The sequence below is a fragment of the Actinotalea sp. genome (assembly GCF_035443605.1).
Taxonomy (GTDB): Bacteria; Actinomycetota; Actinomycetes; order Actinomycetales; family Cellulomonadaceae; genus Actinotalea.
On sequence record NZ_DAORSQ010000001.1, the window covers coordinates 1 to 26,477 of the forward strand.

The 26,477-nt window shown below is 75.2% G+C and carries 23 protein-coding genes and 2 tRNA genes; 8 read left to right on the top strand and 17 right to left on the bottom strand.

Annotation, left to right across the window (positions count from 1 at the left end):
• A partial coding sequence (locus PKY62_RS00005; protein WP_324533567.1) for an ERAP1-like C-terminal domain-containing protein occupies positions 1-1,613 on the top strand: 1,613 nt, incomplete at its 5' end.
• A 27-nt stretch (positions 1,614-1,640) separates the two neighbouring features.
• Here PKY62_RS00005 and PKY62_RS00010 read toward each other — a convergent pair.
• Positions 1,641-2,192: a P-loop NTPase family protein gene (locus PKY62_RS00010; RefSeq protein WP_324533569.1), complete on the bottom strand. Its 552-nt coding sequence runs from the start codon at positions 2,190-2,192 to the stop codon at positions 1,641-1,643.
• Positions 2,189-4,318, bottom strand: coding sequence for a 4-alpha-glucanotransferase (gene malQ / locus PKY62_RS00015; protein ID WP_324533571.1), 2,130 nt, complete (start codon positions 4,316-4,318; stop codon positions 2,189-2,191). Before malQ ends, PKY62_RS00010 begins: the two co-directional genes overlap by 4 nt.
• 89 nt (positions 4,319-4,407) lie before the next feature.
• Between malQ and PKY62_RS00020 the strand changes: the two genes are divergently transcribed.
• Positions 4,408-5,427 carry a mechanosensitive ion channel family protein gene (locus tag PKY62_RS00020; RefSeq protein ID WP_324533573.1) on the top strand — a complete coding sequence of 340 codons (1,020 nt, stop codon included), beginning with the start codon at positions 4,408-4,410 and terminating at the stop codon, positions 5,425-5,427.
• 19 nt (positions 5,428-5,446) lie between these two features.
• Here the strand turns inward: PKY62_RS00020 and PKY62_RS00025 are convergent, their stop codons facing one another.
• The 3 genes from PKY62_RS00025 to PKY62_RS00035 all read right to left on the bottom strand — a co-directional run bounded on the left by PKY62_RS00025 (position 5,447) and on the right by PKY62_RS00035 (position 8,355).
• On the bottom strand, positions 5,447-5,890 hold the full coding sequence (locus PKY62_RS00025; RefSeq protein WP_324533575.1) for a PTS sugar transporter subunit IIA: 444 nt from the start codon (positions 5,888-5,890) through the stop codon (positions 5,447-5,449).
• A gap of 47 nt (positions 5,891-5,937) precedes the next feature.
• Positions 5,938-6,168 carry a PTS sugar transporter subunit IIB gene (locus PKY62_RS00030; protein WP_324533577.1) on the bottom strand — a complete coding sequence of 77 codons (231 nt, stop codon included), beginning with the start codon at positions 6,166-6,168 and terminating at the stop codon, positions 5,938-5,940.
• Between the two features lie 78 nt (positions 6,169-6,246).
• A complete protein-coding gene (locus PKY62_RS00035) occupies positions 6,247-8,355 on the bottom strand; it encodes an alpha-galactosidase (protein ID WP_324533579.1) in 2,109 nt (702 codons plus the stop codon).
• A 179-nt stretch (positions 8,356-8,534) separates the two neighbouring features.
• Between PKY62_RS00035 and PKY62_RS00040 the strand changes: the two genes are divergently transcribed.
• From PKY62_RS00040 to PKY62_RS00050, 3 genes are all read left to right on the top strand, one after another.
• Entirely contained in the window at positions 8,535-8,942 is a 408-nt protein-coding gene (locus tag PKY62_RS00040) for a globin (RefSeq protein ID WP_324533581.1), read from the top strand.
• Positions 8,939-9,802 (top strand): acyl-CoA thioesterase, encoded by an 864-nt coding sequence (locus tag PKY62_RS00045; protein WP_324533583.1) that lies wholly within the window; start codon positions 8,939-8,941, stop codon positions 9,800-9,802. The genes PKY62_RS00040 and PKY62_RS00045 overlap by 4 nt, the downstream gene beginning before the upstream one ends.
• Positions 9,803-9,902: 100 nt before the next feature.
• Positions 9,903-11,435 carry an SDR family oxidoreductase gene (locus PKY62_RS00050; RefSeq protein WP_324533585.1) on the top strand — a complete coding sequence of 511 codons (1,533 nt, stop codon included), beginning with the start codon at positions 9,903-9,905 and terminating at the stop codon, positions 11,433-11,435.
• Positions 11,436-11,437: 2 nt separating this feature from the next.
• Here the strand turns inward: PKY62_RS00050 and PKY62_RS00055 are convergent, their stop codons facing one another.
• The 9 genes from PKY62_RS00055 to PKY62_RS00095 form a co-directional block, all read right to left on the bottom strand.
• Positions 11,438-11,914: an acyl-CoA thioesterase gene (locus PKY62_RS00055; RefSeq protein WP_324533587.1), complete on the bottom strand. Its 477-nt coding sequence runs from the start codon at positions 11,912-11,914 to the stop codon at positions 11,438-11,440.
• Positions 11,911-13,758 (bottom strand): GTPase, encoded by a 1,848-nt coding sequence (locus PKY62_RS00060; protein ID WP_324533589.1) that lies wholly within the window; start codon positions 13,756-13,758, stop codon positions 11,911-11,913. The genes PKY62_RS00055 and PKY62_RS00060 overlap by 4 nt, the downstream gene beginning before the upstream one ends.
• The gene (locus PKY62_RS00065; protein ID WP_324533591.1) at positions 13,746-15,557 is read right to left on the bottom strand and encodes a dynamin family protein; all 1,812 of its coding nucleotides are present in this window, start codon (positions 15,555-15,557) and stop codon (positions 13,746-13,748) included. The genes PKY62_RS00060 and PKY62_RS00065 overlap by 13 nt, the downstream gene beginning before the upstream one ends.
• Before the next feature lie 16 nt (positions 15,558-15,573).
• Complete coding sequence (ettA, locus tag PKY62_RS00070; RefSeq protein WP_324533593.1) at positions 15,574-17,256, bottom strand: energy-dependent translational throttle protein EttA; 1,683 nt, start codon at positions 17,254-17,256, stop codon at positions 15,574-15,576.
• Positions 17,257-17,335: 79 nt separating this feature from the next.
• Positions 17,336-17,914 carry a single-stranded DNA-binding protein gene (locus PKY62_RS00075; protein ID WP_324533595.1) on the bottom strand — a complete coding sequence of 193 codons (579 nt, stop codon included), beginning with the start codon at positions 17,912-17,914 and terminating at the stop codon, positions 17,336-17,338.
• An 81-nt stretch (positions 17,915-17,995) separates the two neighbouring features.
• On the bottom strand, positions 17,996-19,522 hold the full coding sequence (locus tag PKY62_RS00080) for a GTPase (RefSeq protein WP_324533597.1): 1,527 nt from the start codon (positions 19,520-19,522) through the stop codon (positions 17,996-17,998).
• Positions 19,519-21,183, bottom strand: a complete 1,665-nt coding sequence (locus PKY62_RS00085; RefSeq protein ID WP_324533599.1) for a dynamin family protein — start codon at positions 21,181-21,183, stop codon at positions 19,519-19,521. The genes PKY62_RS00080 and PKY62_RS00085 overlap by 4 nt, the downstream gene beginning before the upstream one ends.
• A gap of 541 nt (positions 21,184-21,724) precedes the next feature.
• Complete coding sequence (locus PKY62_RS00090) at positions 21,725-22,456, bottom strand: DinB family protein (protein WP_324533602.1); 732 nt, start codon at positions 22,454-22,456, stop codon at positions 21,725-21,727.
• A 59-nt stretch (positions 22,457-22,515) separates the two neighbouring features.
• A complete protein-coding gene (locus tag PKY62_RS00095) occupies positions 22,516-23,196 on the bottom strand; it encodes a Type 1 glutamine amidotransferase-like domain-containing protein (protein ID WP_324533604.1) in 681 nt (226 codons plus the stop codon).
• 250 nt (positions 23,197-23,446) lie between these two features.
• Between PKY62_RS00095 and PKY62_RS00100 the strand changes: the two genes are divergently transcribed.
• Positions 23,447-23,519, top strand: a tRNA-Arg gene (locus PKY62_RS00100).
• 31 nt (positions 23,520-23,550) lie between these two features.
• Here the strand turns inward: PKY62_RS00100 and PKY62_RS00105 are convergent.
• Positions 23,551-24,291: a phosphatase PAP2 family protein gene (locus PKY62_RS00105; RefSeq protein WP_324533606.1), complete on the bottom strand. Its 741-nt coding sequence runs from the start codon at positions 24,289-24,291 to the stop codon at positions 23,551-23,553.
• 93 nt (positions 24,292-24,384) lie between these two features.
• Here PKY62_RS00105 and PKY62_RS00110 point away from each other — a divergent pair, with 93 nt between their 5' ends.
• Positions 24,385-24,645, top strand: a complete 261-nt coding sequence (locus PKY62_RS00110; protein ID WP_324533608.1) for a hypothetical protein — start codon at positions 24,385-24,387, stop codon at positions 24,643-24,645.
• 17 nt (positions 24,646-24,662) lie between these two features.
• Positions 24,663-25,301 carry an oligoribonuclease gene (gene orn / locus PKY62_RS00115; RefSeq protein WP_324533610.1) on the top strand — a complete coding sequence of 213 codons (639 nt, stop codon included), beginning with the start codon at positions 24,663-24,665 and terminating at the stop codon, positions 25,299-25,301.
• 54 nt (positions 25,302-25,355) lie between these two features.
• On the opposite strand, the gene PKY62_RS00120 is transcribed toward orn, so the two are convergent.
• Positions 25,356-25,431 (bottom strand) — tRNA-His (locus PKY62_RS00120).
• Between the two features lie 76 nt (positions 25,432-25,507).
• Entirely contained in the window at positions 25,508-26,434 is a 927-nt protein-coding gene (locus PKY62_RS00125; RefSeq protein WP_324533612.1) for an ATP-grasp domain-containing protein, read from the bottom strand.
• Between the last annotated feature and the right edge of the window lie 43 nt (positions 26,435-26,477).

The window sequence follows — 26,477 nt, forward strand, 5'->3', positions numbered from 1 at the left end:
ACCTGTGGCTCAACGAGTCGTTCGCCGAGTACGCCTCCACGCTGGCGACGGCCGAGGCGACCCGGTGGACCTCGGCATGGACGACGTTCACGTCGCTGGAGAAGTCCTGGGCGTACCGCCAGGACCAGCTGCCCAGCACCCACCCCATCGACGCCGACATCCGCGACCTCGAGGACGTCGAGGTCAACTTCGACGGCATCACGTACGCCAAGGGCGCCTCGGTGCTGCGCCAGCTCGTCGCGTGGGTGGGCGAGGAGCACTTCTTCGCCGGCGTCCAGGCGTACTTCGCCAAGCACGCGTGGGGCAGCACGGAGCTGCGGGACCTGCTCGTCGAGCTCGAGGCGACCAGCGGTCGCGACCTGTCCCGCTGGTCGGCCCTGTGGCTGGAGAAGGCCGGCGTGACCCTGCTGCGCCCGCAGATCGAGCTCGACGCGCACGGGCTGGTCACGCACGTCGCGATCCACCAGGAGGTCCCGGCGGAGCACCCCGTGCAGCGCCCGCACCGCGTGGCGATCGGCGGGTACGACCTCGTGCTCGACGACGCCGGCGTCGAGCGCCTGGTGCGCACCGTGCGGGTGGAGCTGGACCTGGACGGGCCGTCGACGGTGGTGCACGAGCTCGTCGGCCGCCCGCGGCCCGACCTCGTCCTGGTCAACGACGACGACCTCGCCTACGCCAAGGTGCGGCTCGACGCCGCCTCGTTGGCCGTCGCCCGCTCGTCCCTGCACGCGTTCACCGACTCCCTGCCGCGCACCCTCGTGTGGAGCGCGGCCTGGGACATGACCCGCGACGGCGAGCTGGCCGGCCGGGAGTTCGCCGACCTGGTGCTCGGCAACATCGCGCACGAGACGGACTCCTCGGTGGTCCTCGTGCTGCTGCGCCAGCTGACGACGGCGCTCGACCTGTACGTCGCCCCCGAGCACCGCGCCGCCGTGGCCGAGCGCGCCGGTGACCGCCTGCTGGCCCTCGCCAGGGCCGCGGAGCCGGGCAGCGACACGCAGCTGCAGCTCGTCAAGGCCGTCGCCGCCAGGGCCGCGTCCCCCGCTCAGCTCGACGCCGTGGCGGGCCTGCTCGACGGCTCCGCGCCGCTGGCCGGCGTGAGCGTGGACACCGACCTGGGCTGGGAGCTGCTCACCGGCGTCGTGGCGGGTGGTCGGGCCGGTGAGGCCGAGATCGCCACCCAGCTCGCCGCGGACGCCACGGCCACCGGCGAGCGTGCGGCGGCGGCCGCCCGGGCCGCGGTGCCCACGGCGCAGGCCAAGGCCGCGGCGTGGGCCGCCGTGCACGGCGGCGGGCTGGCCAACGCCGTGCAGGCCTCGACGATCGCCGGCTTCGCGCGGGCGCACGACCGGACGCTCCTCGAGCCCTGGGTCGAGCCGTACTTCGCCACCCTCGAGCAGGTGTGGACGGAGCGCACCAACGAGATCGCCCAGGGCATCGTCGTGGGCCTCTACCCCACGGCGCTCACCGGCGGGACCGTGGACGTGCTCGGCCGCACCGACGCGTGGCTCGGCGAGCACCCCGACGCCCCACCCGCCCTGCGCCGTCTGGTGGTCGAGGCGCGCGACGGCGTCCGGCGGGCCCTCGCGGCTCAGCGGCGCGACCGCCGCTGAGCCCTGGGCCGTCGGGGACACGGTCCGTCAGAGACCGGCGAGCCAGCGACGCGCGTCGCGGGGCCGGCGCAGCCGCACCCACGTGCGCTCGCCGTCGGCCGCCGCGAGCGCGGTGTAGCGCTCGCGGTACCCCGCGTGCTGGGTCCATGCCCACACGAGGATGTTGTCCAGCGGCTCGCGCCGCAGGAGGTTGCGGACCCGCTCGCGGTTGCCGTTCCACAGCGTGCGGCGCGTCAGCACCCGCCCCAGGGTGCGGCGCAGCAGCCGCGCCATCACCAGCCGGCGCGGGTAGTCCAGCCACACGACGGTGTCGGCCGTGTCCGTCACCGCGGACAGCCGCGACCAGTAGTTGCCGTCCATCACCCACCCGCCGGCTGCAGCCGGCGACCCGAGGAACGCGGCGAGGGCCTCGTCGAGCTCCTTCTGGGTGGCCGTGCGCCAGCCCTCGCGGTGCACGACGGCGTCGACCTCGAGCAGCGGGAGGCCCAGCCGGGCTCCCGCCCGCGCGGCGAGGGTCGTCTTGCCCGCCCCGCTCGTGCCCACCACCCGGACGCGGCGCGGACGGTGCGGGGGCCTCACCCCTGCAGCACGGCCACCAGGGACAGCAGCCGCGGGTTGCTGAAGAGGTCGTCGACCAGCACGAGGTTCTGCGCGGAGTCCGCCAGCGGGACCTTCCAGTTGGGGTACTCCTGGTCGGTGCCGGGCTGGTTCTGCGTGCGCCGCTCGCCGACGGCGTCCACCAGCGCCACGCCCACCAGCGCGGCGGGTGAGGAGAGCACGAGGCGGTGCAGCGCCTCGACGAGCTCACGCTCGGACGGGTCGTCGCCGATGAGCCCGCGCGAGGCGAGCAGCCCGATCATCCGGTCGCGCTCGTCGCGCGCGTGGCCACGGACCACCTCGACGGGCTCGGTGAGCAGGCCCAGCCGGTCGCGCAGGTCGACGTGCTCGCCCGCGAGGTACCCGGCGGTGGGCGGCAGGTCGTGGGTCGTGACGGTCGCCAGCGCGAGGTGCCGGTAGTGCTCGGGCGGCATGAACCCGCCGTCCTCGTACTCGAACCACATCACCGACGTGCCGAGCACGCCCCGGTCGGACAGGTAGCCGCGCACCCACGGCTCGAAGGTGCCCAGGTCCTCGCCGATGACGACGACGCCGGCCCGTTGCGCCTCCAGGCACAGGATCCCGATGAGCGCCTCGTGGTCGTAGCGGACGTAGGCGCCCTCCTGCGCGCCACGGCCCTGGGGGATCCACCAGAGCCGGAACAGGCCGATGACGTGGTCGATCCGGATGGCGCCGGCGTGGCGCAGCACGGTGCGCAACAGGTCACGGTAGGGCCGGTACGCGGAGCGGGCCAGCGCGTCGGGCCGCCACGGCGGCTGCGACCAGTCCTGCCCGTGCTGGTTGTACATGTCCGGCGGGGCGCCGACGGAGACCTTCTGCGCCAGCACGTCGCGCAGCGCCCACGCGTCCGCGCCCTCGGGGTGCACGCCGACGGCGAGGTCGTGCATGATCCCCAGCCGCATGCCGCCGTCGCGCGCCGCCCGCTGGGCGTCACGCAGCTGCTCGTCCGCGACCCACTGCAGCCAGCAGTGGAACGTCACGCGCTCCGCGAGCTCGGTGCGCAGCGTACGGACCAGGTCCGAGCCGCGGTCGTCAGCCTCGGCCGGCCACGTGAGCCCCTCGAAGTGCTCCGTCAGCGCGCACCACAGGGCGAAGTCCTCGAGGCCGGTGCCCTGCTCGGCGCGGAACGCGTCGAGCTGCGCCTGACGCACGGCCGAGCGTGGGGCCGCGAAGATCACCTCGAGCGCGACCTTCTTGGCCGCCCAGACGGCGTCGCGGTCGATGGGCCCCGGGTCCGTGCTCAGCGGGCGGACCACCTCGGCCTGCCACTCGACGAGCGAGCGCTCGGCCACGGGAAGGTACCCGGTCTCGAGGATCTCCTCGGGTCGCAGGTAGAGCGGGCTGACGAACCGGCGCGTGGTCGGCAGGTACGGCGACGGCGTCAGCGGGGGCACGGGGGCGTCGGCGTGCAGCGGGTTGATGAGCAGGAAGTCCGCACCCTGCCGGCCGGACGACCACGCGATCTCGCGCAGGTCGGCAAGGTCGCCGAGGCCCCACGAGCGCTGCGAGCGCACGGAGTACAGCTGGGCCATGAAGCCCCAGCCCCGGCGCCGGTCCAGGTCGGCGCCCAGCTCGAGCCGGTGCGGCGTGACGACGAGGGTGCACTGCGCCGAGGCACCGTCGCTCACGGCGTGCAGCGTGTGCCAGCCGAGCGGGAGGTCGCCGGGGACCTCGACGGTCGCCCGGCCGACGGTGCGCCCGTCCACGGAGCGCGGCGGGGTGTAGAGGTCCACCTGGCTCACCTCGCGGCGGCCGCCGCCTGCCTCGGGGTCCACCTCGATCCAGGTCTGCAGGTCGGCGCCGTCCGTCACGTGCACCGCGACCTGCGAGGTGCCGCCCTCGCGGAGCACCAGCACGGGCGGCAGCGTGCGCCGCCACACCTCGTCCTCGGCGTTCTGGAGCGAGACGTCCACGCGTTCCGGGCTCGAGGCGTCCACGCCCAGCGCCGTGAGGACGTCGATCATCGTGCCGGGCGAGACCCACTTGTGCGTCCCGTCGAAGCCCCAGAAGTCGGGGACCACCCCGTACCGGTTCGCCAGGTCGAGCAGCGGCGCGGACAGGGCTTCGGGGCGGTCGTCGTCGAACACACGTCGATCCTGCCAGAGCGGGGCTCCGGATGGGCGGTCCGGTCCAGGACCGTGCGGGTGAGCTGGGGGCGGCCGCTAGCCTGCTCGTCATGCCGCTCGCCGCACCGCTCGCCCTGCCGCCGACCGCCCCCGCCACGATCCTGGCCGTCGTGGTCGAGGACGAGGCGTGGTACCAGTGGCTGCTCGGCGCCCCGCTGAGCAGCGTCATCGCGCTGGCCGTCGGCGCGGTGGCCCTCGTCGTGGCGCGGTGGATGATCGGGCGCACGGTGCGCTCCATCGTCGAGGGCAGCGCCCTGGTGCACCAGCACACCCGGTGGCTGCTGTCCCGCACCGGGGTGGAGGTCCCCGACCCGAGCCCGCTCGCGGCGGCCCGCCGAGCGCAGCGGGCGCAGACGGTCGGCTCGGTGCTGCGGTCGACCACCGCTCTCGTCGTCGGGCTCGCGGTGCTCACCGCGCTGTCCAACATCAACGGCTGGGACCTCGGGCCGCTGCTGGCCTCCGCGGGTGTCGCCGGCGTGGCGCTCGGCTTCGGCGCGCAGACCCTCGTCAAGGACTTCCTCTCCGGCCTGTTCATGCTCGTCGAGGACCAGTACGGCGTGGGCGACGTCGTCGACCTGGGCGAGGCTTCCGGGACCGTCGAGGCGATCGGGCTGCGGGTGACCCAGGTGCGCGACCTGTCGGGAACCCTGTGGTTCGTGCGCAACGGCGAGGTGCTGCGCGTCGGCAACCGGACCCAGGGCTGGTCCAGGGCCATCGTCGAGGTGCGTGTGGGCCCGGACCAGGACGTGCGCGAGGCCGCCGCGCTGCTCCGCGAGGCCGCCGCGGCGCTGGCGGCGGACGAGGCCATGACCCCCCTGCTGCTCGCCGAGCCGGAGGTCACCTCCTTCGAGGACCTGACCGGCGAGTCCGTCATGCTGCGGGCCATGGTCAAGACCGTGCCGGCCAAGCAGTGGGAGGTGCAGCGGGCGCTGCGCGAGCGGGTGCGCGACGTCTTCGTCGCGCACGGCGTGCCGCTGGCCGTGCCGCGCCGCGAGGTCGTCGTGGAGCGCGAGGCGCGGCCGGCCGAGCACGGACCGTCCGACGGTCAGGACCGGAGCAGCACGGCCTGACCCTCGCTCACCTCGCGGCTCAGGCCCAGCGGAGCAGCGGCTGTCCCGCCACGACGTCGCCGCCCGGGGCGACGAGCGGGCGCACGTCGGCGTCGGCCCCCTGCAGGGTGACGACCGGGCACAGCAGCGAGTGCCCGCCCGCGGCCACGGCGACCGGGTCCCAGCGCAGCAGCAGGTCCCCCGCGCGCACGGTCTCGCCCGCGGACCGGTGGGTGGTGAACCCCTCGCCGGCCAGCTCGACCGTGTCGAGCCCGAGGTGCACCAGCACGCCGCGCCCGCCGTCGGCCTCGATGACGAAGGCATGCGGGTGCAGGGAGGCCAGCCTGCCGTCCACCGGGGCCAGGACGTCGACCTGGGGCCGCAGCGGGGGGTCGAGCGCGAGGCCAGGGCCCAGCATGCGGTCGGAGAAGACGAGGTCAGGCACGTCGGAGAGGTCGCGGACCGTCCCGGCGCAGGGTGCCACGAGGGTCAGGACCGGCCTCGTCGGCGCCGGGCCGGTGGAGGCGCTGGTCAGCGCAGGTCCTCGATGTCCGCCGCGAGCGCGTCCGCCTCTGGCCCCACGACCACCTGGACGACGCGGCCCGAGCGGACCACACCGAACGCACCGGTGGCCTTGAGCGCCGCCTCGTCGACGAGCGACGGATCCGCGAGCTCGACGCGCAGCCGCGTGATGCACGGCTCGAGGTCGATGATGTTCCCGTCGCCGCCGAGCGCCGCCAGGATCTGCTCCGCCTTGCTCATCGGCTCCTCCTCGAACGACGCGCTGCCGGTTCCTGCGGCCAGCGTATCCGGTCCGGTCCGGTCACGTTCGACGGACCGTCAGACGGCCCGCACCCGCACCAGCAGCAGCTGGTCGACGCCGAGCAGCGGCGACTGCACCCCGACCTCCGCCAGGACGCGGCCGCTGAGCGTCACGCCGTCACGGGTCCATGCCGGGGCCCACGGGCCGTGCGCCACCTCGTCGCCGGGGGCCTGGGCCGTGACGCGGTACGTGCGGTCCGGGTCGAGGCCGGGCAGGGTCACGCGGCCCGCCGGCCACGTGAGCGTGAGATCCAGTGCCGAGAGCCGGTAGAGCGCCTCGCCGCCGTCCGGCGCGACGACGCCCTCGAGCTGCAGCGCGGGGTTGGTGAGGTCCGCGTGCACGACGTCGCCCGTGTGCAGCAGGTGGCGGACCTCGCGGTGGAACGCGATCCACGTCGCGAGCGCGGCGAGGTCCTCCTCGGGGGCCGCGGTGAGGTCCCACTCCACGCCCAGGTGTCCCCAGATCGCGGTCCCTGCGCGGAAGGCCAGGGAGTGCGACCGGCCCGTGGAGTGGTCCGCGCCGGAGCCGACGTGCGTGCCCATCACCTCGGGCGGCAGGGTGAGCCCCGTCCAGCGGACCATCCGGTGACGCTCGTGCGCGTCGATGCAGTCGCTGACCCAGACCCGGTCGGTGTGCTCGAGGATCCCCAGGTCGACCCGCCCGCCGCCGCCGGCGCAGCTCTCGATCTCCAGGCCGGGGTGGCGGGTCTTGAGCTCTGCCATGAGCCGGTGCACCGCGAGGGTGTGCTCGTGCACGCCGGGCGTACCCGTGGGCTGGTGCCCGGCATCGACCAGCGCCCGGTTGTGGTCCCACTTGAGGTAGGCGATGGCGTACTGCTCGACGAGGCTCGAGACGCGGTCCAGGACGTAGGCGTAGGCCTGCGGGTGGCCCAGGTCCAGCACGTGCTGGTAGCGCGACGCGACGCCGGGGCCGTGGTCCGTGCCGAACAGCCACTCGGGGTGCTCTCGGGCGAGGTCGGAGTCGAGGTTGACCATCTCCGGCTCGAACCACAGCCCGAACTCCATGCCCAGCGCGTGCACGCGGTCCACCAGGGGGCCGAGGCCGTCCGGCCACACGCCCTCGTCGACGTACCAGTCGCCCAACCCGGCGTGGTCGTCCCGACGGTGACGGAACCAGCCGTCGTCGAGCACGTAGCGCTCGATGCCGATCGCCGCGGCCCGCTCGGCGAGCGCGACGAGGCGGTCCAGCCGGTGGTCGAAGTAGACGGCCTCCCAGGTGTTGAGGAGTACCGGACGCGGGCGCCTCGGGTGCTGCGGGCGGGCCCTCAGGTACCGGTGGAACCGCCCGGAGAGCGCGTCGAGCCCCTCCCCCCACGAGCCGACGAGCCACGGTGAGGCGTACTCCTCGCCCGTCGCCAGGCGGATCTCGCCCGGCAGCAGCAGCTCCCCGCCGCGCAGCAGGCGCCAGCCGGTGACGGAGTGCTCGGCGGTGAGCACCTGGTTGCCGGACCACGCCAGGTGCACGCCCCACACGCGGCCCGTGCGCCAGGCGAACGACGGCGCCCCGGCGCACAGCACCGTCGCGGCGTCGTGCCCCGGCCGACCTCCCCACGCCTCGCGGACCCAGGCGCCCTGGTCGAACGGGCGCCGCTGCGGGGTGCGCTCGTGGGTGTGCCGGCCGGTCATGTCCAGCAGCTCGGTCGCGGCAGACGGCACGGGCAGGGCCGGCTCGAGGTGGGCCACCTGGTAGTCCAGCGCGCCGAGGTTGCGCACCGCGCCCCGCAGCCGCAGCAGCCCGCTGGCGTGCAGCTCGATCTCGGTGACGACCTCGAGCTCGCCCGGGGTGTCGGTCCCGACGCTGCGCACGCGGACGGCACCCGGGGCGCCGTCGGGCCATGCCGCGGTCCCGGCCTCGTCGAGGCTGTGGTCCACGGCGTCGAACGCCACCGACCACGCGCGGCCCGCCCTGCTGCCCAGCAGCCCGGGGCGACCGAGCCAGCCCGAGGAGTGCTGCGGCAGCACCGCCACGGCCTCCTGGGAGCTGATCACCGAGTCGATGACCGGCAGGGCCAGCGCCACGACCATCGCGTCGACGTCGACGTCCTCGCCCAGGTCGGGGCCCCAGTGGAGCACGCACGGCAGCGCCCGGTCGTCGAGGCGGAGCACGACGCTCGTGCCGCCACGCCGCAGGTGGACCGCAGATGTGCCTCGACCGTCGAGCGCCATGGTCTGATCGTCCTCTCGCGTGCCCGGTGTTCGCCTGTAAACCTTATCGGCGCCCGTGCGGCGGTCGCGAGACGAGCGTCCTACCGCCCACCCGCGCATCGACCTGGGAGGATGCTGCGGTGAGCGCACCCGACCGTCAGGTCGCCCCGGACTCCTTCTACGACGCCGTCGGCGGCGGCGACACCTTCCGCCGCCTCGTCGCGGCGTTCTACGCCGGCGTGGCCACCGACCCCCTGCTGCGCCCGATGTACCCCGAGGAGGACCTGGGCCCGGCAGCGGACCGCCTGCGGCTGTTCCTCGAGCAGTACTGGGGCGGGCCGACCACCTACAGCGACCAGCGCGGGCACCCCCGGCTGCGGCTGCGGCACGCGCCGTACCCCGTCACCCCCGGCGCGCGGGACAGGTGGCTGGCGCACATGCGTACCGCCGTCGACGGGCTGGGCCTGGCGCCCGCGCAGCACGCGCAGCTGTGGGACTACCTCGAGCGCGCGGCGCACTCGATGGTCAACGCCCCGGAGGGCCGGTGACGACGCCGGAGCAGGACCCGCTGCGCACCGTGCTGCGGGTGCTCGACCTCGAGCAGGTGGACGCGGACACGTTCACGGGCACCAGCCTGCCGCTCCCCGGGGGTCGGGTGTTCGGCGGGCAGGTGCTGGCCCAGGCGATCCTGGCGGCCGGGCGGACCGTGGAGCCGGACCGCCTGCCGCACTCGGCGCACGGGTACTTCCTGCGCCCCGGCGACGTCGCGCGGCCCGTGCGGTTCGCCGTCGAGCGGCTGCGCGACGGGCGGTCGTTCAGCGCCCGGCGCACGCACGCGCTGCAGGACGGCGTGCCGATCCTGTCCCTCATCACGTCGTTCCAGGTGGATCAGCCGGGCCTCGACCACGCCGACCCGGCGCCGCCGTCGGTCCCCGCGCCGCAGGACCTGCCCAGCCCGCTGGACCAGCCGGTCATCGACCATCCGCTGGCCCAGTTCTGGATCCAGTCGGGCGCCTTCGAGCTGCGGCACGTCGAGGACTCGCTGTTCACCGGCCCCGGGGGGGTCGTGACGGACCGGCAGATGGTCTGGCTCCGGGCGCGTGGGACGCTGCCCGACGACCCCCTGCTGCACCGCGCCCTGCTCGCCTTCGGGTGCGACCAGGTGATGCTCGAGCCCGTGCTGCGCCGGCACGGCGTCGACTGGACCACGCCGGGCCTGTCCATCGCGTCGCTCGACCACGCCATGTGGTGGCACCGGCCGGCCCGCGCGGACGAGTGGCTGCTCTACGTGCAGGCCTCCCCCAGCGCCCAGGGCGGCCGCGGCCTCGGCACGGCCCAGGTCTTCACGCGCGACGGCGCCCTCGTGGCCACGATCGCCCAGGAGGGCATGCTCCGCGTCCCCACCTGACTCCCGCCCTCCTCATCCCCACCAGCCCGGTCTCCCGCTGTTCCCGGTCGGCCGGCGCCCTCGACCTGCAGGAACCCGCTGCGGGACGCAGGATGGGGCGATGTCTTCCGAGGGAGCCGAGGCCGGCGCGGCGTCGCTGCTGTGCGCCGTCACCGGGGTGACGGGGTATGTCGGCGGGCGCCTGGTGCCGGAGCTGCTCGCCGCCGGGCACCGCGTGCGCGCCGTCGCCCGCAACCCGGCGCGACTGCGGGACCGTGCGTGGTCCGGTGACGTCGAGCAGGTCGCGGCCGATGCCACGGACCTGCCGGCCCTGCGCGCGGCGCTCACCGGCGTCGACGTCGCGTACTACCTCATCCACTCCCTCGGCAGCGGACCGCGCTTCGAGTCCACCGACCGGCGCACGGCGCTGACGTTCGCCCGGGCCGCGCGCGAGGCGGGCGTCGGGCGGATCGTCTACCTCGGCGGCCTGCACCCCGACGTCGAGGACCTGTCCCCGCACATGGAGTCCCGCAAGGAGGTCGGCGAGATCCTCCTGGCGTCCGGCGTCCCGACGACGGTGCTGCGGGCCGCGGTGATCCTCGGCTCGGGTTCGGCGTCGTTCGAGATGATGCGCTACCTCACCGAGCGGCTGCCGGCGATGACGACGCCGCGGTGGGTGGACAACCGGATCCAGCCCATCGCGATCCGCGACGTGCTGCGCTACCTCGTCGGCAGCGCCACCATGCCGCCGGACGTCAGCCGGGGGTTCGACATCGGCGGGCCGGAGGTGCTGACCTACCGCGACATGATGCAGCGGTACGCCGCGGTGGCCGGGCTGCGCCGTCGGCTCATCATCGGCGTGGGGGTGCTCAGCCCGCGCCTGTCCAGCCTGTGGGTGTCCCTCGTCACGCCGGTGCCCAGCGCGTTGGCCCGGCCGCTCGTCGAGTCGCTCATCCACGAGGTGGTGTGCACCGAGCACGACATCGCCACCTACGTGCCGGACCCACCGGGTGGCCTGGTCGGCTTCGACCGTGCCGTGGAGCTGGCCCTGGCCAAGATCCAGGACGCCGACGTCGCCACGCGGTGGTCGTCGGCTGCCGTGCCCGGCGCACCGAGCGACCCGCTGCCCTCGGACCCGGACTGGGCCGGCGGCTCGCTGTACCGCGACGAGCGCTCCCTGCACGTCGACGCTCCCCCGGAGGTCGCCTGGCGCGTCCTGACCTCGATCGGCGGCGACGCCGGCTGGTACTCGTGGCCGCTGGCCTGGCAGGTGCGCGGCCTCATCGACCGGCTCACCGGGGGCCCGGGGCTGCGCCGCGGCCGACGCGACCCCGCTCGCCTGTGGGTGGACGACGCGGTCGACTTCTGGCGCGTCGAGGCCGTCGAGCCGCCGCACCTCCTGCGGCTGCGGGCCGAGATGCGCCTGCCGGGCCTCGCGTGGCTGGAGCTGTCCGTCGAGCCGGGCGAGCACCCGGGCACGTGCACGCTGCGCCAGGTCGCCACGTTCCACCCCCAGGGCCTGGCCGGGCACGCGTACTGGTGGTCGGTGGCGCCGTTCCACGGCGTCGTGTTCGGTGCGATGCAGCGCGGGATGGCCGCGGCGGCGGAACGGCTGGCCGCCGAGGCCACGGCAGCGGTACCCGAGATCGGCTGAGCTCAGGACGGCCGGCGACGCATCGCGACCGGCACCTCGAGGTACGGCAACCACACGGCCCGCTCCTCCGGGGTGATCCGCCGTGGTCGCCCGCTCGCGGCGTCCACGAGCACCAGCGTGGTGCGCGCCTGGACGTAGACGAGGCGCTCGGACCCGGCCCCGGTGGTGAGCTGGTAGCAGACGTCGATGCTCGCGCCGCCGAGGTGGCCCAGCCACATCTCGACCGTCACCGGCTCGCGGTGGTAGCCCAGGGCCAGCAGGTACTCGATCTCGGTGCTCGCGACGAAGGTGTGCGTGGCCGCGCCCGGCCCGCCGTCGAGCACGGCCGTGGGCCAGGGCTCGTCCTGCTCCTCGGGATGGCGCCAGAACGCCGCGATCCGCGCCTCCTCGAGGAGCCGCAGCATGGCGACGTTGTTGACGTGGCCGTAGGCGTCGAGGTCGGCCCAGCGCAGGGGCACGGGCACGGGCAGGCGGGTCACCGGCGCCCCCTGGTCCCACCGGTCGCGGCCCGGGGGGTCGCCGCGCGCTCGGCGGCGGCGCGGCACCGCGCCAGGCGCCCGAGCACCTCGTCCACGGGTGCGACGACCGTGCGCTCGGCGACCGCCGCCACGGCGGCCCGCAGACCGGCCGCGGCCCGCCGCGCCCCGCGCCGGGCGCCGGCCCGCGCCACGAGGCGCGCGACCCCGGCGAGCACCAGGCCGAGCACCACCCCGCCGAGCAGGGCCAGCGTCGGCGCGGGGACCTGTCCCCAGCTCGGCGGCGTCGGTGCGGGCAGCGCGAGCGCCTCGAGCGCCGCGAGGGCGCCGAGCCAGGCCAGCCCGCCGAGCGCGACGGCCAGCACCAGCCACTGGAGCGCGCCGACGACGCCCCACCACCGGGGCCGGCGCACCGTGATCTCGGCCCCGGCGACGGCTCGGTCCAGCACCGCCGCGAGCGACTCGCGCGCCAGCGGACGAGGCGCCGCGGTGTCCGCTGCGTCCGCGGGCTCGCGACCCGCGACGCCGTCGTCCGGCGCGTCGACGGCGGCGCGGGCCAGCAGCACCCACGCGTCCGGGGCCTCGGCTGTCGCGGCGTCGGTGTAGGCGCGCAGCGCCGCGCGGGCGCGGGCCACCTGGGCCGGCCCGGCCGGCGGAAGCGACGTGCGGGTCACCTCGACCGTCGCCGGGCGGGCGTCGCGACCCGCCCGGGACCCGGCCGCCGCGAGGTGGAGGGTGCGCAGCGGGTCGGCCCGCAGGCGGGACAGCCACCGGGTGGGTGGCCAGCCGGTCGCCCGCCGGGCCGCGAGCACGGTCGAGCCGCGCACCGCCTCGACGACCACCGGCACCCCGGCGGCCTCGGCGAACGCGTCGACCAGCTCGGAGGTCATCGCCGCGCGGGTGCGACCGCGGGCGGCCTGGGCCCGTGCGGCGCCGCGGCCGGACGGACCGGCCCCGCCGGGCAGCGTGCACAGGTCGGCGACGAGGCCGGCCACCTCGACGACGTCGGCCTCGATCCGCGACCGCGCAGCCACGCGCCTGCTGGCCGCGTCACGCAGGGCGGTCCGCAGAGCGTCGACCCCCTCGCCGTCCACGGCGCTGACCGCGAGCACGGGCACCCCGGCCAGCCCGTCGGCAGCCAGCAGCCGGCGCAGGTCGGCCATGGCCGCGACGCGGTCCGCCGCGGTGAGCCGGTCCACCTGGTTGAGCACCACGAGCATGACGTCCCCGTGGTGGGCGAGCGGGCGCAGGTAGCGCTCGTGCACCGCGGCGTCGGCGTACTTCTGCGGGTCGAGCACCCAGACCATGAGGTCCACGAGCGCGACGAGGCGCTCGGCCTCGAGCCGGTGCTCGGTGCGCACCGAGTCGTGGTCCGGCAGGTCGAGGAGCACGAGGCCCTCGCCGGGGTCGCCACCACCCAGCGGTACCCCCGCCGTCCCAGGAGCCCCCGGCACACCGGGAACGCCCGGCATGCGCAGCCCCCCCGCCGCACCGTCGCCAGGCCGCCCGGCCGGCCCGACACGCTCGCGCACCCCCAGCCAGTCGAGCAGCGGCCCGGACCCCTCAGCCCCCTGCACCACGGCGAGCGCCTGGGAGGTCGTCGGGCGCAGCACGTCGACGGTCGCGACGGCTTGCCCGACCAGCGCGTTGACCAGCGAGGACTTCCCCGACCCCGTGGCCCCGGCGAGCGCGACGACGGTGTGGCGCTCCGACAGCCGCAGCCGGTGACCGGCGCGCTCCTCCACGAGCCGGGCGCGCTCGAGCACCTCGGCGGGCAGCGCGTCGCGCCCGGCCCCCACGGCCTCGGCCAGCGCCTCGAGGCGCTCCGCGACGCTCAGCCCAGCCATCGTCGCCACCAGGGCAGCCGCTCGGTCGGCTCGGGCCGCGGTGTCGGCGCGCCCGGCAGCTCCTCGTCCGGCAGGTCCGCTCCGACGGCCCGCGCCACCGCTGCGGTGGCGGTCCGCAGGGACTGGCCGCCACGCGGCAGGTCGAGGGCGTCGACGAGCGTGGTCCAGCGCGCCTGCTCCTGCTCGAGCAGCCGGCCGATCCTCGCCGCGAGGTCCTCCTGCGCCGTGCGGGTCAGCCGGCGGACGGCGTCGTCACCGAAGACCGCCTCGAGCAGGCGCTGGGCCAGCACGGCGGTGCCGCCGGCCACCCCGACCTCGGCCGTGGTCAGTCCCCCGGTGTGGGCGAAGATCGCCACCATGAGCGCCGCGCCCATGCCGTTGACGCCGAACGACAGCGCGCGGGCCGTGGTGCGCTTGCCGGCCCCCTCGGTGCCGACGAGCTCCAGCACGCCGGCCTGCCAGCCGCGCACCTGCTCGGCGATCCGCCCCCGCAGGTCCGCCGAGGAGCGCGAGAGCCGCAACCCGTCGACGAGCGCCAGTCCCGCGGGGTCCGCGCGCCACGCCGCATCCACGTGCTCGGTCGCGCGGTCCGCCGCGTCGGCCACGACGTCCACCAGCCCGTGACCGATCGCGGCCGTCACCGGCTCGGGCGCCGGCCGCCCGCGCAGGGCCGCGCCGACCCTGTCGCGCCACGTGCTCACCGTGGTCTCGACGGCGCGCAGCAGCTCACCGGTGCCGACGAACTCCTGCCAGCGGGCCAGCACCTCGCCGCGCAGCATCGTGCCGTCGGACGTCGCGGCGGTGACCTGCGCGCCCGCCTGGGCGTAGGCGGTGCGGACGGTGCCGCGCAGGCCCTCGGCGTGCGCCACCTGGGCGTCGGCGGCTCCCGCGAGCGCCGGGGTCCTGGCCACGAGGTCCGCGACCGCGCCGCGGACCGTGCGCCGCACCACCCGTTCGCGCGTCGCGGCGTCGCCGACCACCGCGTGCAGCCACGCGTCGAGGTCCGCGACGGCCGCACGGGGCAGCAGGCCGTCGACGAGCGCGCTCTCGGCGACGGCGAAGAGGCGGGCGTCGGCGAGGCCCCGCTCGGTGAGCATCGCCCCGAGGTGGGTGGTCACCGCGGTGCGCGCCCCCGGGTCGACCCGGTCCAGCACGATGGCGACGACGGCGCGGCGGGCGGCGGCCTCGGCGAGCAGGTCCCACGGCACGGCGTCGGCGTACCGGGCGGCCGTGGTGACGAACACCCACAGGTCGGCCGCGCCGAGCAGCTGCGCCCCGAGCTCGCGGTTCTGGGTGACCACGGAGTCGATGTCGGGCGCGTCGAGCAGGGCCAGCCCGCGCGGCACCGAGGGGTGCGACACGAGCCGCAGGCTGTGCGCGTCGTCGTCGGCCTGCGGCGTCCCCGCGATCGAGCCGGCGCCGCCGGCCGACCACCGCGCCAGGCCCGGCAGCACCCGGTCGCTGGTGAACCACGCGGCGTCGTCCGGGTGGTGCACCAGCACCGGCGAACGCGTGGTGGGGCGCAGCACGCCCGCCGCGCTGACCGGCGCGCCGACCAGCGCGTTGACCAGCGTGGACTTGCCCGCCCCGGTGGACCCGCCGACGACGGCGAGCAGCGGGGCGCCCTGCTGGCGCACGCGCGGCAGCAGGTAGTCGTCGAGGTGCGCGACCAGCCGCGCCGCCTCGTGCCGGCCGTCCGCGGCCCCGGGCAGGTCAAGCGGCAGTCGCAGCTCGACCAGCGCGGCGCGCAACGCTGCCAGGGCAGCGCCGAGGTCCTCCTCGTGCGGGCTCTGGCTCACACCCGGCAGCCTACGGTCAGTCGCGCGTCAGCTTGCGGTACGTGACCCGGTGCGGCCGGGCAGCATCGGCGCCCAGTCGCTCGACCTTGTTGGCCTCGTAGGACTCGAAGTTGCCCTCGAACCAGTACCAGCGGGCCGGGTCCTCCTCCGTGCCCTCGTAGGCGAGGATGTGCGTCGCCACCCGGTCGAGGAACCACCGGTCGTGCGACACGACGACGGCGCAGCCCGGGAACTCCAGCAGGGCGTTCTCCAGCGAGCCGAGGGTCTCGACGTCGAGGTCGTTGGTGGGCTCGTCGAGCAGCAGCACGTTGCCGCCCTGCTTGAGCGTCAGGGCCAGGTTGAGGCGGTTGCGCTCACCGCCCGACAGCACGCCGGCGGGCTTCTGCTGGTCCGGGCCCTTGAAGCCGAACGCCGCGACATAGGCGCGCGACGGCATCTCGACATGCCCGACCTTGATGAAGTCGAGCCCGTCGGAGACGACCTCCCACAGCGTCTTGGCCGGGTCGATGCCCCCGCGGGACTGGTCGACGTAGGACAGCTGCACGGTGTCGCCGATGCGCAGCGTGCCCGAGTCGAGCTGCTCCAGGCCGACGATCGTCTTGAACAGCGTCGTCTTGCCGACCCCGTTGGGCCCGATGACGCCCACGATGCCGTTGCGCGGCAGCGTGAACGACAGGCCGTCGATGAGCGTGCGTCCGTCGAAGCCCTTGTTGAGGTTCGCGGCCTCGATGACGACGCTGCCCAGGCGCGGGCCCGGCGGGATCTGGATCTCCTCGAAGTCCAGCTTGCGCGTGCGGTCCGCCTCTGCGGCCATCTCCTCGTAGCGGGCCAGGCGCGCGCGCGACTTGGTCTGGCGACCCTTGGCCGAGGAGCGCACCCACTCGAGCTCGTCCTTGAGCCGCTTGGCGAGCTTGAGGTCCTTCTTGCCCTGGACCTCGAGCCGCTGGCCCTTCTTCTCCAGGTAGGTCGAGTAGTTGCCCTCGTAGGGGTACAGGCGCCCGCGGTCGACCTCGGCGATCCACTCGGCGACATGGTCGAGGAAGTACCGGTCGTGGGTCACAGCCAGGACGGCCCCGGCGTACTGGGACAGGTGCTGCTCGAGCCACAGCACGCTCTCGGCGTCCAGGTGGTTGGTCGGCTCGTCGAGCAGCAGGAGATCGGGCTTCTCGAGCAGCAGCTTGCACAGCGCGACGCGGCGCCGCTCGCCGCCGGAGAGCACCGACACGTCGGCGTCCGGCGGCGGGCAGCGCAGCGCGTCCATCGCCTGCTCGAGCTGCGCGTCGAGGTCCCACGCGTTGGCGTGGTCCAGGGCCTCCTGGAGGTCACCCATCTCGGCCAGCAGCGTGTCGAAGTCGGCGTCCGGGTCCGCCATGAGTGCGGAGATCTCGTTGAACCGGTCGAGCTTGGCCTTGATCTCGGCTACACCCTCCTCGACGTTGCCCAGCACCGTCTTGGCGTCGTTGAGCGGCGGCTCCTGCAGCAGGATGCCGACGGTGTAGCCCGGCGAGAGCCGGGCCTCGCCGTTGGAAGGCTGGTCCAGCCCGGCCATGATCTTGAGGATCGTGGACTTGCCGGCCCCGTTGGGCCCGACGACGCCGATCTTGGCACCGGGGTAGAAGCTCATGGTGACGTCGTCGAGGATCACCTTGTCGCCGTGCGCCTTGCGCGCCTTGTACATGGTGTAGATGAACTCAGCCACGATCGGGTCTGCTCCTGGGGTCGTCGGTCCGGGGCGCTGGGTGCCGGTCCCCGGCGGTCCGGCCGCCCAGCCTACGGCGTCACCGGCCGCGCGCGCCCACCGGCTCGAGGTCGACGGGCTCAAGGTCGGCAGGCTCGAGGTCGACCGGCTCGGCGTCCGCCGGGACGACGGCGGCGTCCGTCGCCCACGGGTCGGCGGGCGGGGCCTCGCCCACCGCGTCGCCGGCTGCAGCGCCATCGGCCTGCTGCACCACGGCGTCACCGCCGCGGTCCTCGCCCGGGGCGGCGTCGGCGGTGCGGATGGTCCTGGCGAACCGCGCGGTGCCGCGCGTGAGGTCGTGACCCAGCGCGGAGGCCTCCAGCACCAGGGTGGTGCGCGGGCCCTGCTCGCCGGCCCACTCCTCGCTGCGCATCCGGCCGTGCACCACCAGCGGGTCGCCCTTGCGCACGGAGGCCGCGACGTTGAAGGCGACGTCGCGGAACGCCTTGACGGTGAACCACTCGGTCCGGCCGTCCGCCCAGGTGCCCAGCCGGGCGTCGAAGTACCGCGACGTCGTCGCCAGCCGGAAGCTCGTGTACGGGGCGCGGTCGCCGCCGACCACCTCGCGCGGCGTGCTCGCCGCCCAGCCGACCACGGTGACCATCAGGGCGTTGTTCATCGTTCCTCCTCGCGCACGGGCCGGCTCGTCCGGCCTCCCCGATCGTGCGCCGCGACGGCGCTCGCCGGGTGGGAGGGACGGTCAGGCTGTGGGCGCCGGCTCCGCGGGGGGGACCGGTGGATGGACGTCGCCCGGCCGTGCCACGGCGAGCCGCACCGCGCGGTGCTCCGCCAGCAGGGCCCGGCTGGGCGCGGCCAGCACCGCCTCGACGGACTCCGCCACCGCGGCCCGTCCCGCAGCGTCCAGCGCGGCGGCCCTGCGGCGCGCCGCGGCCCTGCCCAGCGCACGCCCCACCACGAGCGTCCCGGCGGCCAGCGCGGCGAGCGCCCCCGCGGCGACGGTCGGGGCGACGGCGCCGTCGGCCCAGCCACCCGCGCCCACCGACGCCACGACCGCGAACGCGGCGGCGGCCAGCGCGAGCACCCCGAGCGCGAGGCCGCCGGCGCGCACCACGCGCGCGGCACGGACGCCCCCCCGGGGCAGCGGCACGGCGGCGAGGCGCTCGTCGAGGGCCGCGACCAGCGCGTCGTCGTCGCCGACGGCCGCGGCCAGTGCGACGGCCCAGCGCTCCGGGAGGTCGGTGGCGACCTGCTCGAGCCAGGCGGCTCGCACCAGGGCGGCACGGTCACCCTGCACGGGCCCGAGGCCCGTCACGGCGCCGGCCTCCCCACCCGTCCCTGCGGCGGCCGCCACGGCCGCGACCATGCCCGGCAGCCCGGCGGCCTCGGCGAGCGCATCGACCGCGAGCGCGACCGGCAGCTCCGGCTCGGCCGGTCCGACGGCCGCGGCCAGCGCCCGGGCCGCGTCGTCGAGCTCCGCCGTCGCCCGGACCTCGGCCAGACCCCTCCCGGCGACGGCGCCCGCCAGCACGTGGCGCACGTCGAGCACGCCCTCGCCCGTGCGGGCCGAGATCGCATGCGTCCCGACGTCCACGAGGCCGTCCTCGCGCAGCAGGCGCGCGACGTCCTCGAGCAGGCCGGTCCGCGCGCCGTCCGGCACGGTGTCCACCTGGTTGAGCAGCACGAGCATCGCCCCCTCGTGACCCACGAGGTGGCGCAGGTACCCGCTGTGCAGGGCGTCGTCGGCGTACTTCTGGGGGTCGACCACCCACACGAGCAGGTCCACCAGCGGGAGGAGCCGATCCACGACCTCGCGGTGCTCGGGCTCCACGGAGTCGTGGTCCGGCAGGTCGAGCAGCACCAGGCCGCGCAGGTCGGCCTGCGACTCGCCGTCCAGCGCGCTCTCGCGCTCGATGCGGCGGTCGTGCGCGACGTCGAGCCAGTCCAGGAGGGCGGAGGCGTCGTGCGCCCAGACGCACGCCGTGACGCGCGAGGTCGTCGGCCTGCGTACGCCGACGTCGGCGAAGTCCAGTCCGGTCAGCGCGTTGAACACGCTCGACTTGCCCGAGCCCGTGCCGCCGACCAGCGCGACGACCGTGTGGTCCACCCCGAGCGTCAGCCGCTCGCGCACCCCGGCGAGCACCGTCCGGGCGGACGCGGCCACCTCGGGCGGCACGCGCGCGCCACCCGTCCCCAGGGCGCCCTCGAGCGCGCGCGCCCGGCGGACCAGCGCCTGGGTCAGCACACCGGGTGCCGCGGTGTCGGTCATGTGAGCCCCTTGAGGACGGCGAGCCGCAGCCGCAGCCGGGACGCTGCGTCGGCGGCGAGATGGTCGGAGGCCAGCGTCGCGCGCACGGGCTGCGCACCTGCCGCCGCCTGCTCGTGCGCCCGGTGGGCGAGGTCCTGCGCGACGGTCGCCGCGAGCGCCTGCGCACCGGGACCCCCCAGTGCCTGCTCGAGGAGCACCCGCGCCGAGCCGAGCCCTACGGCGGCCGCGGCGACCACCGTCCCGGCACCCGCGGTCCCGGCGGCGCGGACCAGGCGTGCGGCCTGCCGCGCCAGCGCACGATCCTCCGCGGCGGCTCCCCGCCCCGCGGCGAGCTCCTCGACGTGCTGCTCCGCCGCGGCGAGCCATGCGGCGGAGCTGGCGTCCGGCGTCGTGGCGCCCGCTGCGCCGGCCTGCTCGACCGCGCCCCGCAGACCTGCGGCACCCGGCGCGTCGGACTCGTCCAGGGCGCGCCGCACCGCGAGCTCACCGGCACGCCGCGCGGCGGACAGCGCCACGCGCGACGCCTGACCCAGCTCCTCGGCGACCGTGGCCAGCGCGGCGACCCGCTCGGCCTGCCCGCGACGCCCGGACCAGCCGCCACCCAGCGCACCCGAGCGGCCGGACAATGCCGTCCACCGGGTCCGCACGGGGCCGTCCGCGACGGCGCCCGCGAGCACGGCGGCACGCGCGCGCTCTGCCGGGCCCGCCACGGCGCGCTCCACGTCGGCCGCCAGGGCGATGCGGGCGTCCACCTGAGCCTGCACGACCTCGGCGAGCTCGTCGACCCAGGGCCGCAGTGCCGCGAGCGACCCGCGCTGCGTGCGCGCGATGACGGAACGCGCGCGGTCCGGCCCGGCGACCATGGTCAGCCAGCGCAGGATCGGTGCGACGGCCCTCGCCTCGAGCAGGCCCTCGTGCGGTCCCGCGTCCGGCACGAGGAAGAGCGGGACGGCCGACATGCCCTTGCCCCGCAGCCGGCCCAGCAGATCGGTCCGGACCTCGATGAGGGCCTCGGCCGGCGCCCGGTTGAGCACCATCGCCATCGAGGTGCCGCGGGCCGTCGCCCGGTCGAGCACCTCCCACGGCAGCGCGTCGCCGTACCGGGCGGCCGTCGTGACGAACACCCACAGGTCGGCCGCCTCGAGCAGGCGGTGGGCGGTGCTCCGGTTGGTCGCGAGCAGGGAGTCGAGGTCCGGCGCGTCGATCACCGCGATGCCGCGCGGCACGCCGGGCCGGGCGACGACGTCGACGATCGCCAGCAGCGGGTGCTCGGCGAGCAGCTCGGCGTCGTCGGGGTGGTGCACGAGCACGGGCCGCCGCGTGGTGGGCCGCAGCACCCCGGCAGCGGACACCTCCTCGCCGAGCAGCGAGTTGACGATGGTGGACTTGCCCGCGCCGGTCGAGCCGGCGACGACCACCATCGCGGGGGCGGACAGCTCGCGCAGCCGTGGCAGCAGGTGGTCGTCGAGCTGGTCGAGCAGCTGGCGCCGCCGCCCACGGGCCGCCTCCACACCGTCCAGCGCCAGCGGGAAGCGCGTGGCCTCGACGTCGCGGCGGAGATCGGCGACGGCGTCGAGCAGGGAGGCCTTGGCCGTGGGCCGGTCCGCCGCCCGTGCGGTGCCGCCGACCCCGGTCGGGGCGGTCGAGGGCGCGGGGGTCACCGGGTCATCCTCCCGTGCGCGCGGGCCCGATCCAAACACGCGCGCCGCACAGGCCACCACGCTGGTCCGGCCCTGCCCCCGTCGGACGTCCAGGAAGCGGCTCAGCCCGGGGAGATCATCCTGACCTGCAACTTTGCCTCGTCGGATCAAGGGACTGCGGTCGGCGCACGAAGCCCTGCTCCCACTCCTCGCGGCGGTGACGGTTGGGCAGCCCTTCGACGGTCCCGTACGGGGCCCGGGCGATCGCGACGCCGCCGTCGAGCACGAGCGCCGCGGGGTGCGGCCCTGCTCGACGAGCCGGTGCTTGAACTCGCGGTGCCCGAGGGCCCTGCGCTCGTCCTTGCGGTCCGGGCACAGGTGGAACCACGTGCACCAGCATCCGCCCCACACGCCGTTGTGCCGCTCCGCCAGGTCCGCGAACGCGTCCCAGGTCCCAGCACCGAGCGGTTCGACCCGGTAGCCGTCCACCGTGACTCGGCGTCCATGACGACGACCGCGGTACGTCGGCCGGACCGAGCCAGCACGGTCGCGCTCCGTGCGGCTAACGCAGACGAGCCAGGTCCCGTCGGATGTAGCGCAGGTGCGCCCACTCCTCCTCCAGGATCACGCGCAGGCAGTCACCGACGCTGGGACGCCAGTCACCGCCACCCCACGGGTCCTCACGCTCCTGCGCGAGCAGCTCCGCCGTGGCCGTGGCCAGGACGTCGGTCACCAGCCGCTGTCGCTCGGCACGCACCGCAAGGATCTCCTCGTAGACCGGCGGGTCCACGCGGAAGATCGACATGTCGAAGCCCATCTCCTCGGCACCGGTGAAGATCTGGCCGATCTCGTGGAACGGCTGCTCCATCCGCCAGATCCCGCCGCGGAGCCAGGCGTCGGTCGCCAGGATGAGGTGCCGCAGGGTCTGGGCCAAGGACCACTCGCCCTCGACGTGGGCGTCGACCAGGTCCCGCGGCGTGCCCGCCACCGTCGTCTGCCACGCGGCCTGCACAGCGACCCAGCCCTCGCGCAGGCCTTCGGGCGTCTGCGCCCTCTGCAGCTCGCGGCCCGGGAACTGCCGGTTGAGCTCGGCATCCACGAGCGGCACCACGTCGACCCCGTTGACGACGAGGCTGCCGAAGAACAGGTCGTGGCTGTCGATGTCGAGCCCGTCCACATCGACGCCGCGCATCGTCACCCCGCTGACGTCGGAGAACCGGAGGGTGGCGCCCTTGAAGCTCGCCTTGACGAAGGTGGCGCCTTCGAACTCCTTCGTGTGGGAGAAGGTCGACATCGCCCCATCATCACACCGCTCTCGGGGACCGTCCTGGCCGACAGGATCGCGAGCCGGCGTCACGACGTGCCGGGCGGCTGTGTCCCGAAGGTCGTCCAGTGCCCTTCGGAGATCACCTCGACGGAGCCGTCGACGACACTGATGGCCGTCTGCTCGTCGATGGCGTAGGCCGGGACCCCGATGTCGGCGGCCCACCGCTCTGCGTCGGCCAGGGTGTTCTGCGGGAAGGCGTCGAGGTGCGGGAAGATCGAGAAGTCGACGACTCCCAGCGTGCGGTCGTCCGGCGCGGACGCCCACTCGACGAAGGACGTCCCGATCCGGGGCGTCATGACCATGCTTCCGGCGCTCACTCCCACCCAGACCGTCTCGGGCAGCGACGGCAGCAGGTCGACCAGCCCGGACGCTCGCATCCAGTGGCACAGGTACGTCGCGTCGCCGCCGTCGACCAGGAGCACGTCGGCCTCCCGGACCCAGGGGACCCATCGCTCCGCGCCGATGGTGGGCAGCGCGGTGAGCTCGAGGACGCCGAGCGATGCCCAACCCAGGCCGGACAGGTGCTGCCACCCGGGCTCGGCGGCGACGAGGCCTCGCACCGATGTCGGGCCGCACATCGGGTGGCCCCACTGTGCTGTCGGGACGCAGAGGGCGTGGCACTCGGCGATCGGTTTGCCGAGAAGCTGCACGAGCGCCGCGTGGATGCTCGGGTTCGTGACGCCGCCGGACGTGAGGAGGAGCTTCACGGTGCCTCCTGGTGCGGGCTGGAGCAGGAGCTCATGGCTGTGGCGACTCCTTCGGACGTCCGCAGGTCGCCGGGCGCGGACTGTGACCATCCTCCACCCGGTCTGCCGTCGCGGCACGGGCACCCTCCTTGACGTCAAGCCTGCTGCCACCACGATCACCGACGGCGTAGCCTTTCCCCGGCGTGCGGACCGTCGGAGAGTCTCCCTACCGTTGTCCCTGGGGAAGTCCCGACACAGACCCTCACGACCCGCCCCCGTAGCTCAGTGGATAGAGCATCGGACTTCTAATCCGCAGGTCGCAGGTTCGAATCCTGCCGGGGGCGCCGTGGTGGTCGGGGCCGACCACCCCAGCCGTCAGCCGTCAGCCGTCGTGACAGCCCGCGCCGCCCGCGCGGCCCGCCGCCGGTCCAGCACCACGACCACCCCGAGCACCGCGAGCGCGAGCGCCATCGACGCCACGACGTCCGTGACGAAGTGGTACCCGAGGTACAGCCTGCTCAGGGCCACGAGCCCCACGCCCGTCGCGACCGTGAGACCCCAGCCGAGCAGCGAGGGCACCGTCGGCCGACGCACCCACAGCAGGTAGCCGAGGACGAGCAGGAAGGTCGCGGCGCCGATGGTGTGACCGGAGGGGAAGGAGTACGTGGTCTCCAGCCCCGGCACCACCATGGAGTCCGCCGGGGGCCGGGGGCGCGCGACGACGGCCTTGGCCGCGACGGAGACGAGCGAGGCGGCCACCATCGAGATCGCCAGCACGGCGGCCTGCCACCAGTCCCGGCGCCACAGCCCCCAGGCCAGCGAGCCGAGGAGCACCAGCACCGGCAGCACCACCGGGCCGGCCACCGTGGTGACCACGGTGAGGAACGCCGTCATCCCCGGGCTGCGCAGGCCGACCAGCCAGGCAAGGACCGGGTCGTCGAGCACGGCGAGGTCGTCCGCCTCGCGGACCGCGTCGAGCACGCCGACGAACCCGGCGACGCCGAGCACCACGAGCGCCAGGCCGACGGCGACCGCGCCGTGCTCCGCCGCCCGGATCCGCAGCGCGTCCCGCCACGGGGCGCTGTCCCCGGGCTGCGCGGGGCGGGGCGAGGGCATCGCTCGATGATCGCAGGCGGACCACCGGCCCGCAGCCCAGGGCCACCTGCTCTGTCACCATGGGCCCATGAGCGAGCGGGAGGACGGGCGCTGATGGGCCGGCACGCCGCGCCACCGCCGGAGGATGCCGGGCAGACCCGCGGCGCGCCGACCGACCCTGCGCCGACCGCCCGCACCTGGTGGGAGCACGCCGTGCTCGCGACCGTCGCCGCGCTGGCCGTCGGCGGCGTCATGGCCTGGGCCGGCGGTCCCTCGTGGGCCGCGGCGCTCGGCGGCCTGGCGTCCGCCGTCGTCGTCCTGGCGGCCGGGTGGCTCGCCGGACGGCTGCCGCGCCACGGGGCCGGACCGGGCTGACCCCGTAGCATGACCGCGTGAGCCCAGCCCCTAGCCCGACCGACCGGATCGTCTGGATCGACTGCGAGATGACCGGCCTCGACCTGGCCCGCGACGCCCTCATCGAGGTCGCCGCCGTGGTCACCGACTCGGAGCTCACGGTGCTCGACGACGGCATCGACGTCATCATCACCCCGCCGGACGAGGCGCTCGAGCAGATGGACCCCTTCGTGCGCACCATGCACACGACGTCGGGCCTGCTCGAGGAGCTGCCCGGCGGGATGTCGATGGACGACGCCCAGGAGCTCGTCCTGGCGCACCTGCAGGAGTGGGTTCCCGAGGTCGGTCGCGCGCCGCTGGCCGGCAACTCGGTCGGCACGGACAAGGCGTTCCTCGAGCGGGACATGCCGGGGCTCGTCGGCCACCTGCACTACCGGATCATCGACGTCTCCTCGATCAAGGAGCTCGCCCGCCGGTGGTACCCGCGGGCCTACTTCGCCTCGCCGGAGAAGGGCGGCGGCCACCGCGCGCTGGCCGACATCCTGGAGAGCATCGACGAGCTGCGGTACTACCGCCAGGCCGTCATGGTCGGCCAGCCCGGACCGGACTCGGCCACGGCCAAGAAGATCGCCGCGCAGGTCCTGTCGACCTCGGCGCGGGTGCGCCTCGCGCGCTGAGCCCGCACGGCCAGCGAGCCGTCGGACCGGGGCTCGCACGGCCCGCACCAGCACTGGGGTGGCTAACGGGACTTGAACCCGCGACCCCCTGGACCACAACCAGGTGCTCTACCAACTGAGCTATAGCCACCACGGTCCGGGGCATGCCCTGGACCGGCGAGAAGTCTACCCGGTCCTGACGGGCGGTCCGGACCGGAGCCCCCCGCCTACCGCGCGCGGGCGACGATCGCGTCCGCGAACCGGTCCAGCGCCCCGGAGCCCAGGGACGTGAAGAGCGACGGCTCGACCATCTCGAGCTCCATGAGCACCGGGTTGTCGTGCTCGTCGCTGACGAGGTCCACGCGGGCGTAGAGGAAGGGCTCGGGGGCCACCTCGCCACCGCCGGCCGAGTCCGTGAGCAGCGTGCGCGCGGTGCGGATGACCTGGCGGGCCGTGTCCAGCTCCGCCTCCGACGCGGTGATCGCGCTCATCCGCTCCTCCTTGTAGACGCCGTCGACGCCCACGTCGGGACCGTCGAGCATGGCGCCCTTGAGCACGCTGTGCGAGTACTCGCCCGCGATGAAGATGTGCGCGCGCTCACCGACCGTGTCGACGCTGGTGAGGTAGCGCTGCACCATGACGGTGCGCTCGGCCCCGAGCAGGCGCTTGGCGTGGCCGATGGCCAGGCCGCGCGAGTTCGCGTCGATGGCCGTGTACCGACCGGTGTCCACGGACCCGGCGGAGACGGCCGGCTTGATGACGAACTCGCCGCCGGCGGGGAACCGTGTGTGCAGCGCGCGCGAGGACAGGTGACGCTCGGGCTCGAGCCAGATGGTCGGGACCACCGGGACGCCGGCCTGCTCGAGCTCGCGCAGGTAGTGCTTGTCCGTGTTCCACCGGATGACGGGCAGCGGGTTGACCAGCCGGGTCACCTCGCTGACAGCCGCGGCCCACGCCAGGAACTCCGGGCGCCGCTGGGCGTAGTCCCAGGTGGAGCGGACCACGACGAGGTCGAAGGACGACCAGTCGACGGATGCGTCGTCCCACACGACGGCCGCGACGTCGGCGCCACGCTCGGCGAGGGCGGCGAGGAGCGGGGTGTCGTCGGCGTCGAGCTCGGGCAGGGCGGCGCAGGTGGCCAGGGCGATTCTCACCTGCTCAGACTAGACGCCACCGGCTCGGCGGGTGGCGCCCGGC

What these genes read in the sequence shown, in the direction of transcription:
- PKY62_RS00105 (WP_324533606.1), bottom strand. Translation starts at nt 24,291, where the DNA reads ATGCCCTCGCCCCGCCCCGCGCAGCCCGGGGACAGCGCCCCGTGGCGG.
- PKY62_RS00030 (WP_324533577.1), bottom strand. Translation starts at nt 6,168, where the DNA reads ATGAGCAAGGCGGAGCAGATCCTGGCGGCGCTCGGCGGCGACGGGAAC.
- PKY62_RS00080 (WP_324533597.1), bottom strand. Translation starts at nt 19,522, where the DNA reads ATGACCGACACCGCGGCACCCGGTGTGCTGACCCAGGCGCTGGTCCGC.
- PKY62_RS00060 (WP_324533589.1), bottom strand. Translation starts at nt 13,758, where the DNA reads ATGGCTGGGCTGAGCGTCGCGGAGCGCCTCGAGGCGCTGGCCGAGGCC.
- PKY62_RS00110 (WP_324533608.1), top strand. Translation starts at nt 24,385, where the DNA reads ATGGGCCGGCACGCCGCGCCACCGCCGGAGGATGCCGGGCAGACCCGC.
- PKY62_RS00050 (WP_324533585.1), top strand. Translation starts at nt 9,903, where the DNA reads ATGTCTTCCGAGGGAGCCGAGGCCGGCGCGGCGTCGCTGCTGTGCGCC.
- PKY62_RS00090 (WP_324533602.1), bottom strand. Translation starts at nt 22,456, where the DNA reads ATGTCGACCTTCTCCCACACGAAGGAGTTCGAAGGCGCCACCTTCGTC.
- PKY62_RS00075 (WP_324533595.1), bottom strand. Translation starts at nt 17,914, where the DNA reads ATGAACAACGCCCTGATGGTCACCGTGGTCGGCTGGGCGGCGAGCACG.
- PKY62_RS00020 (WP_324533573.1), top strand. Translation starts at nt 4,408, where the DNA reads ATGCCGCTCGCCGCACCGCTCGCCCTGCCGCCGACCGCCCCCGCCACG.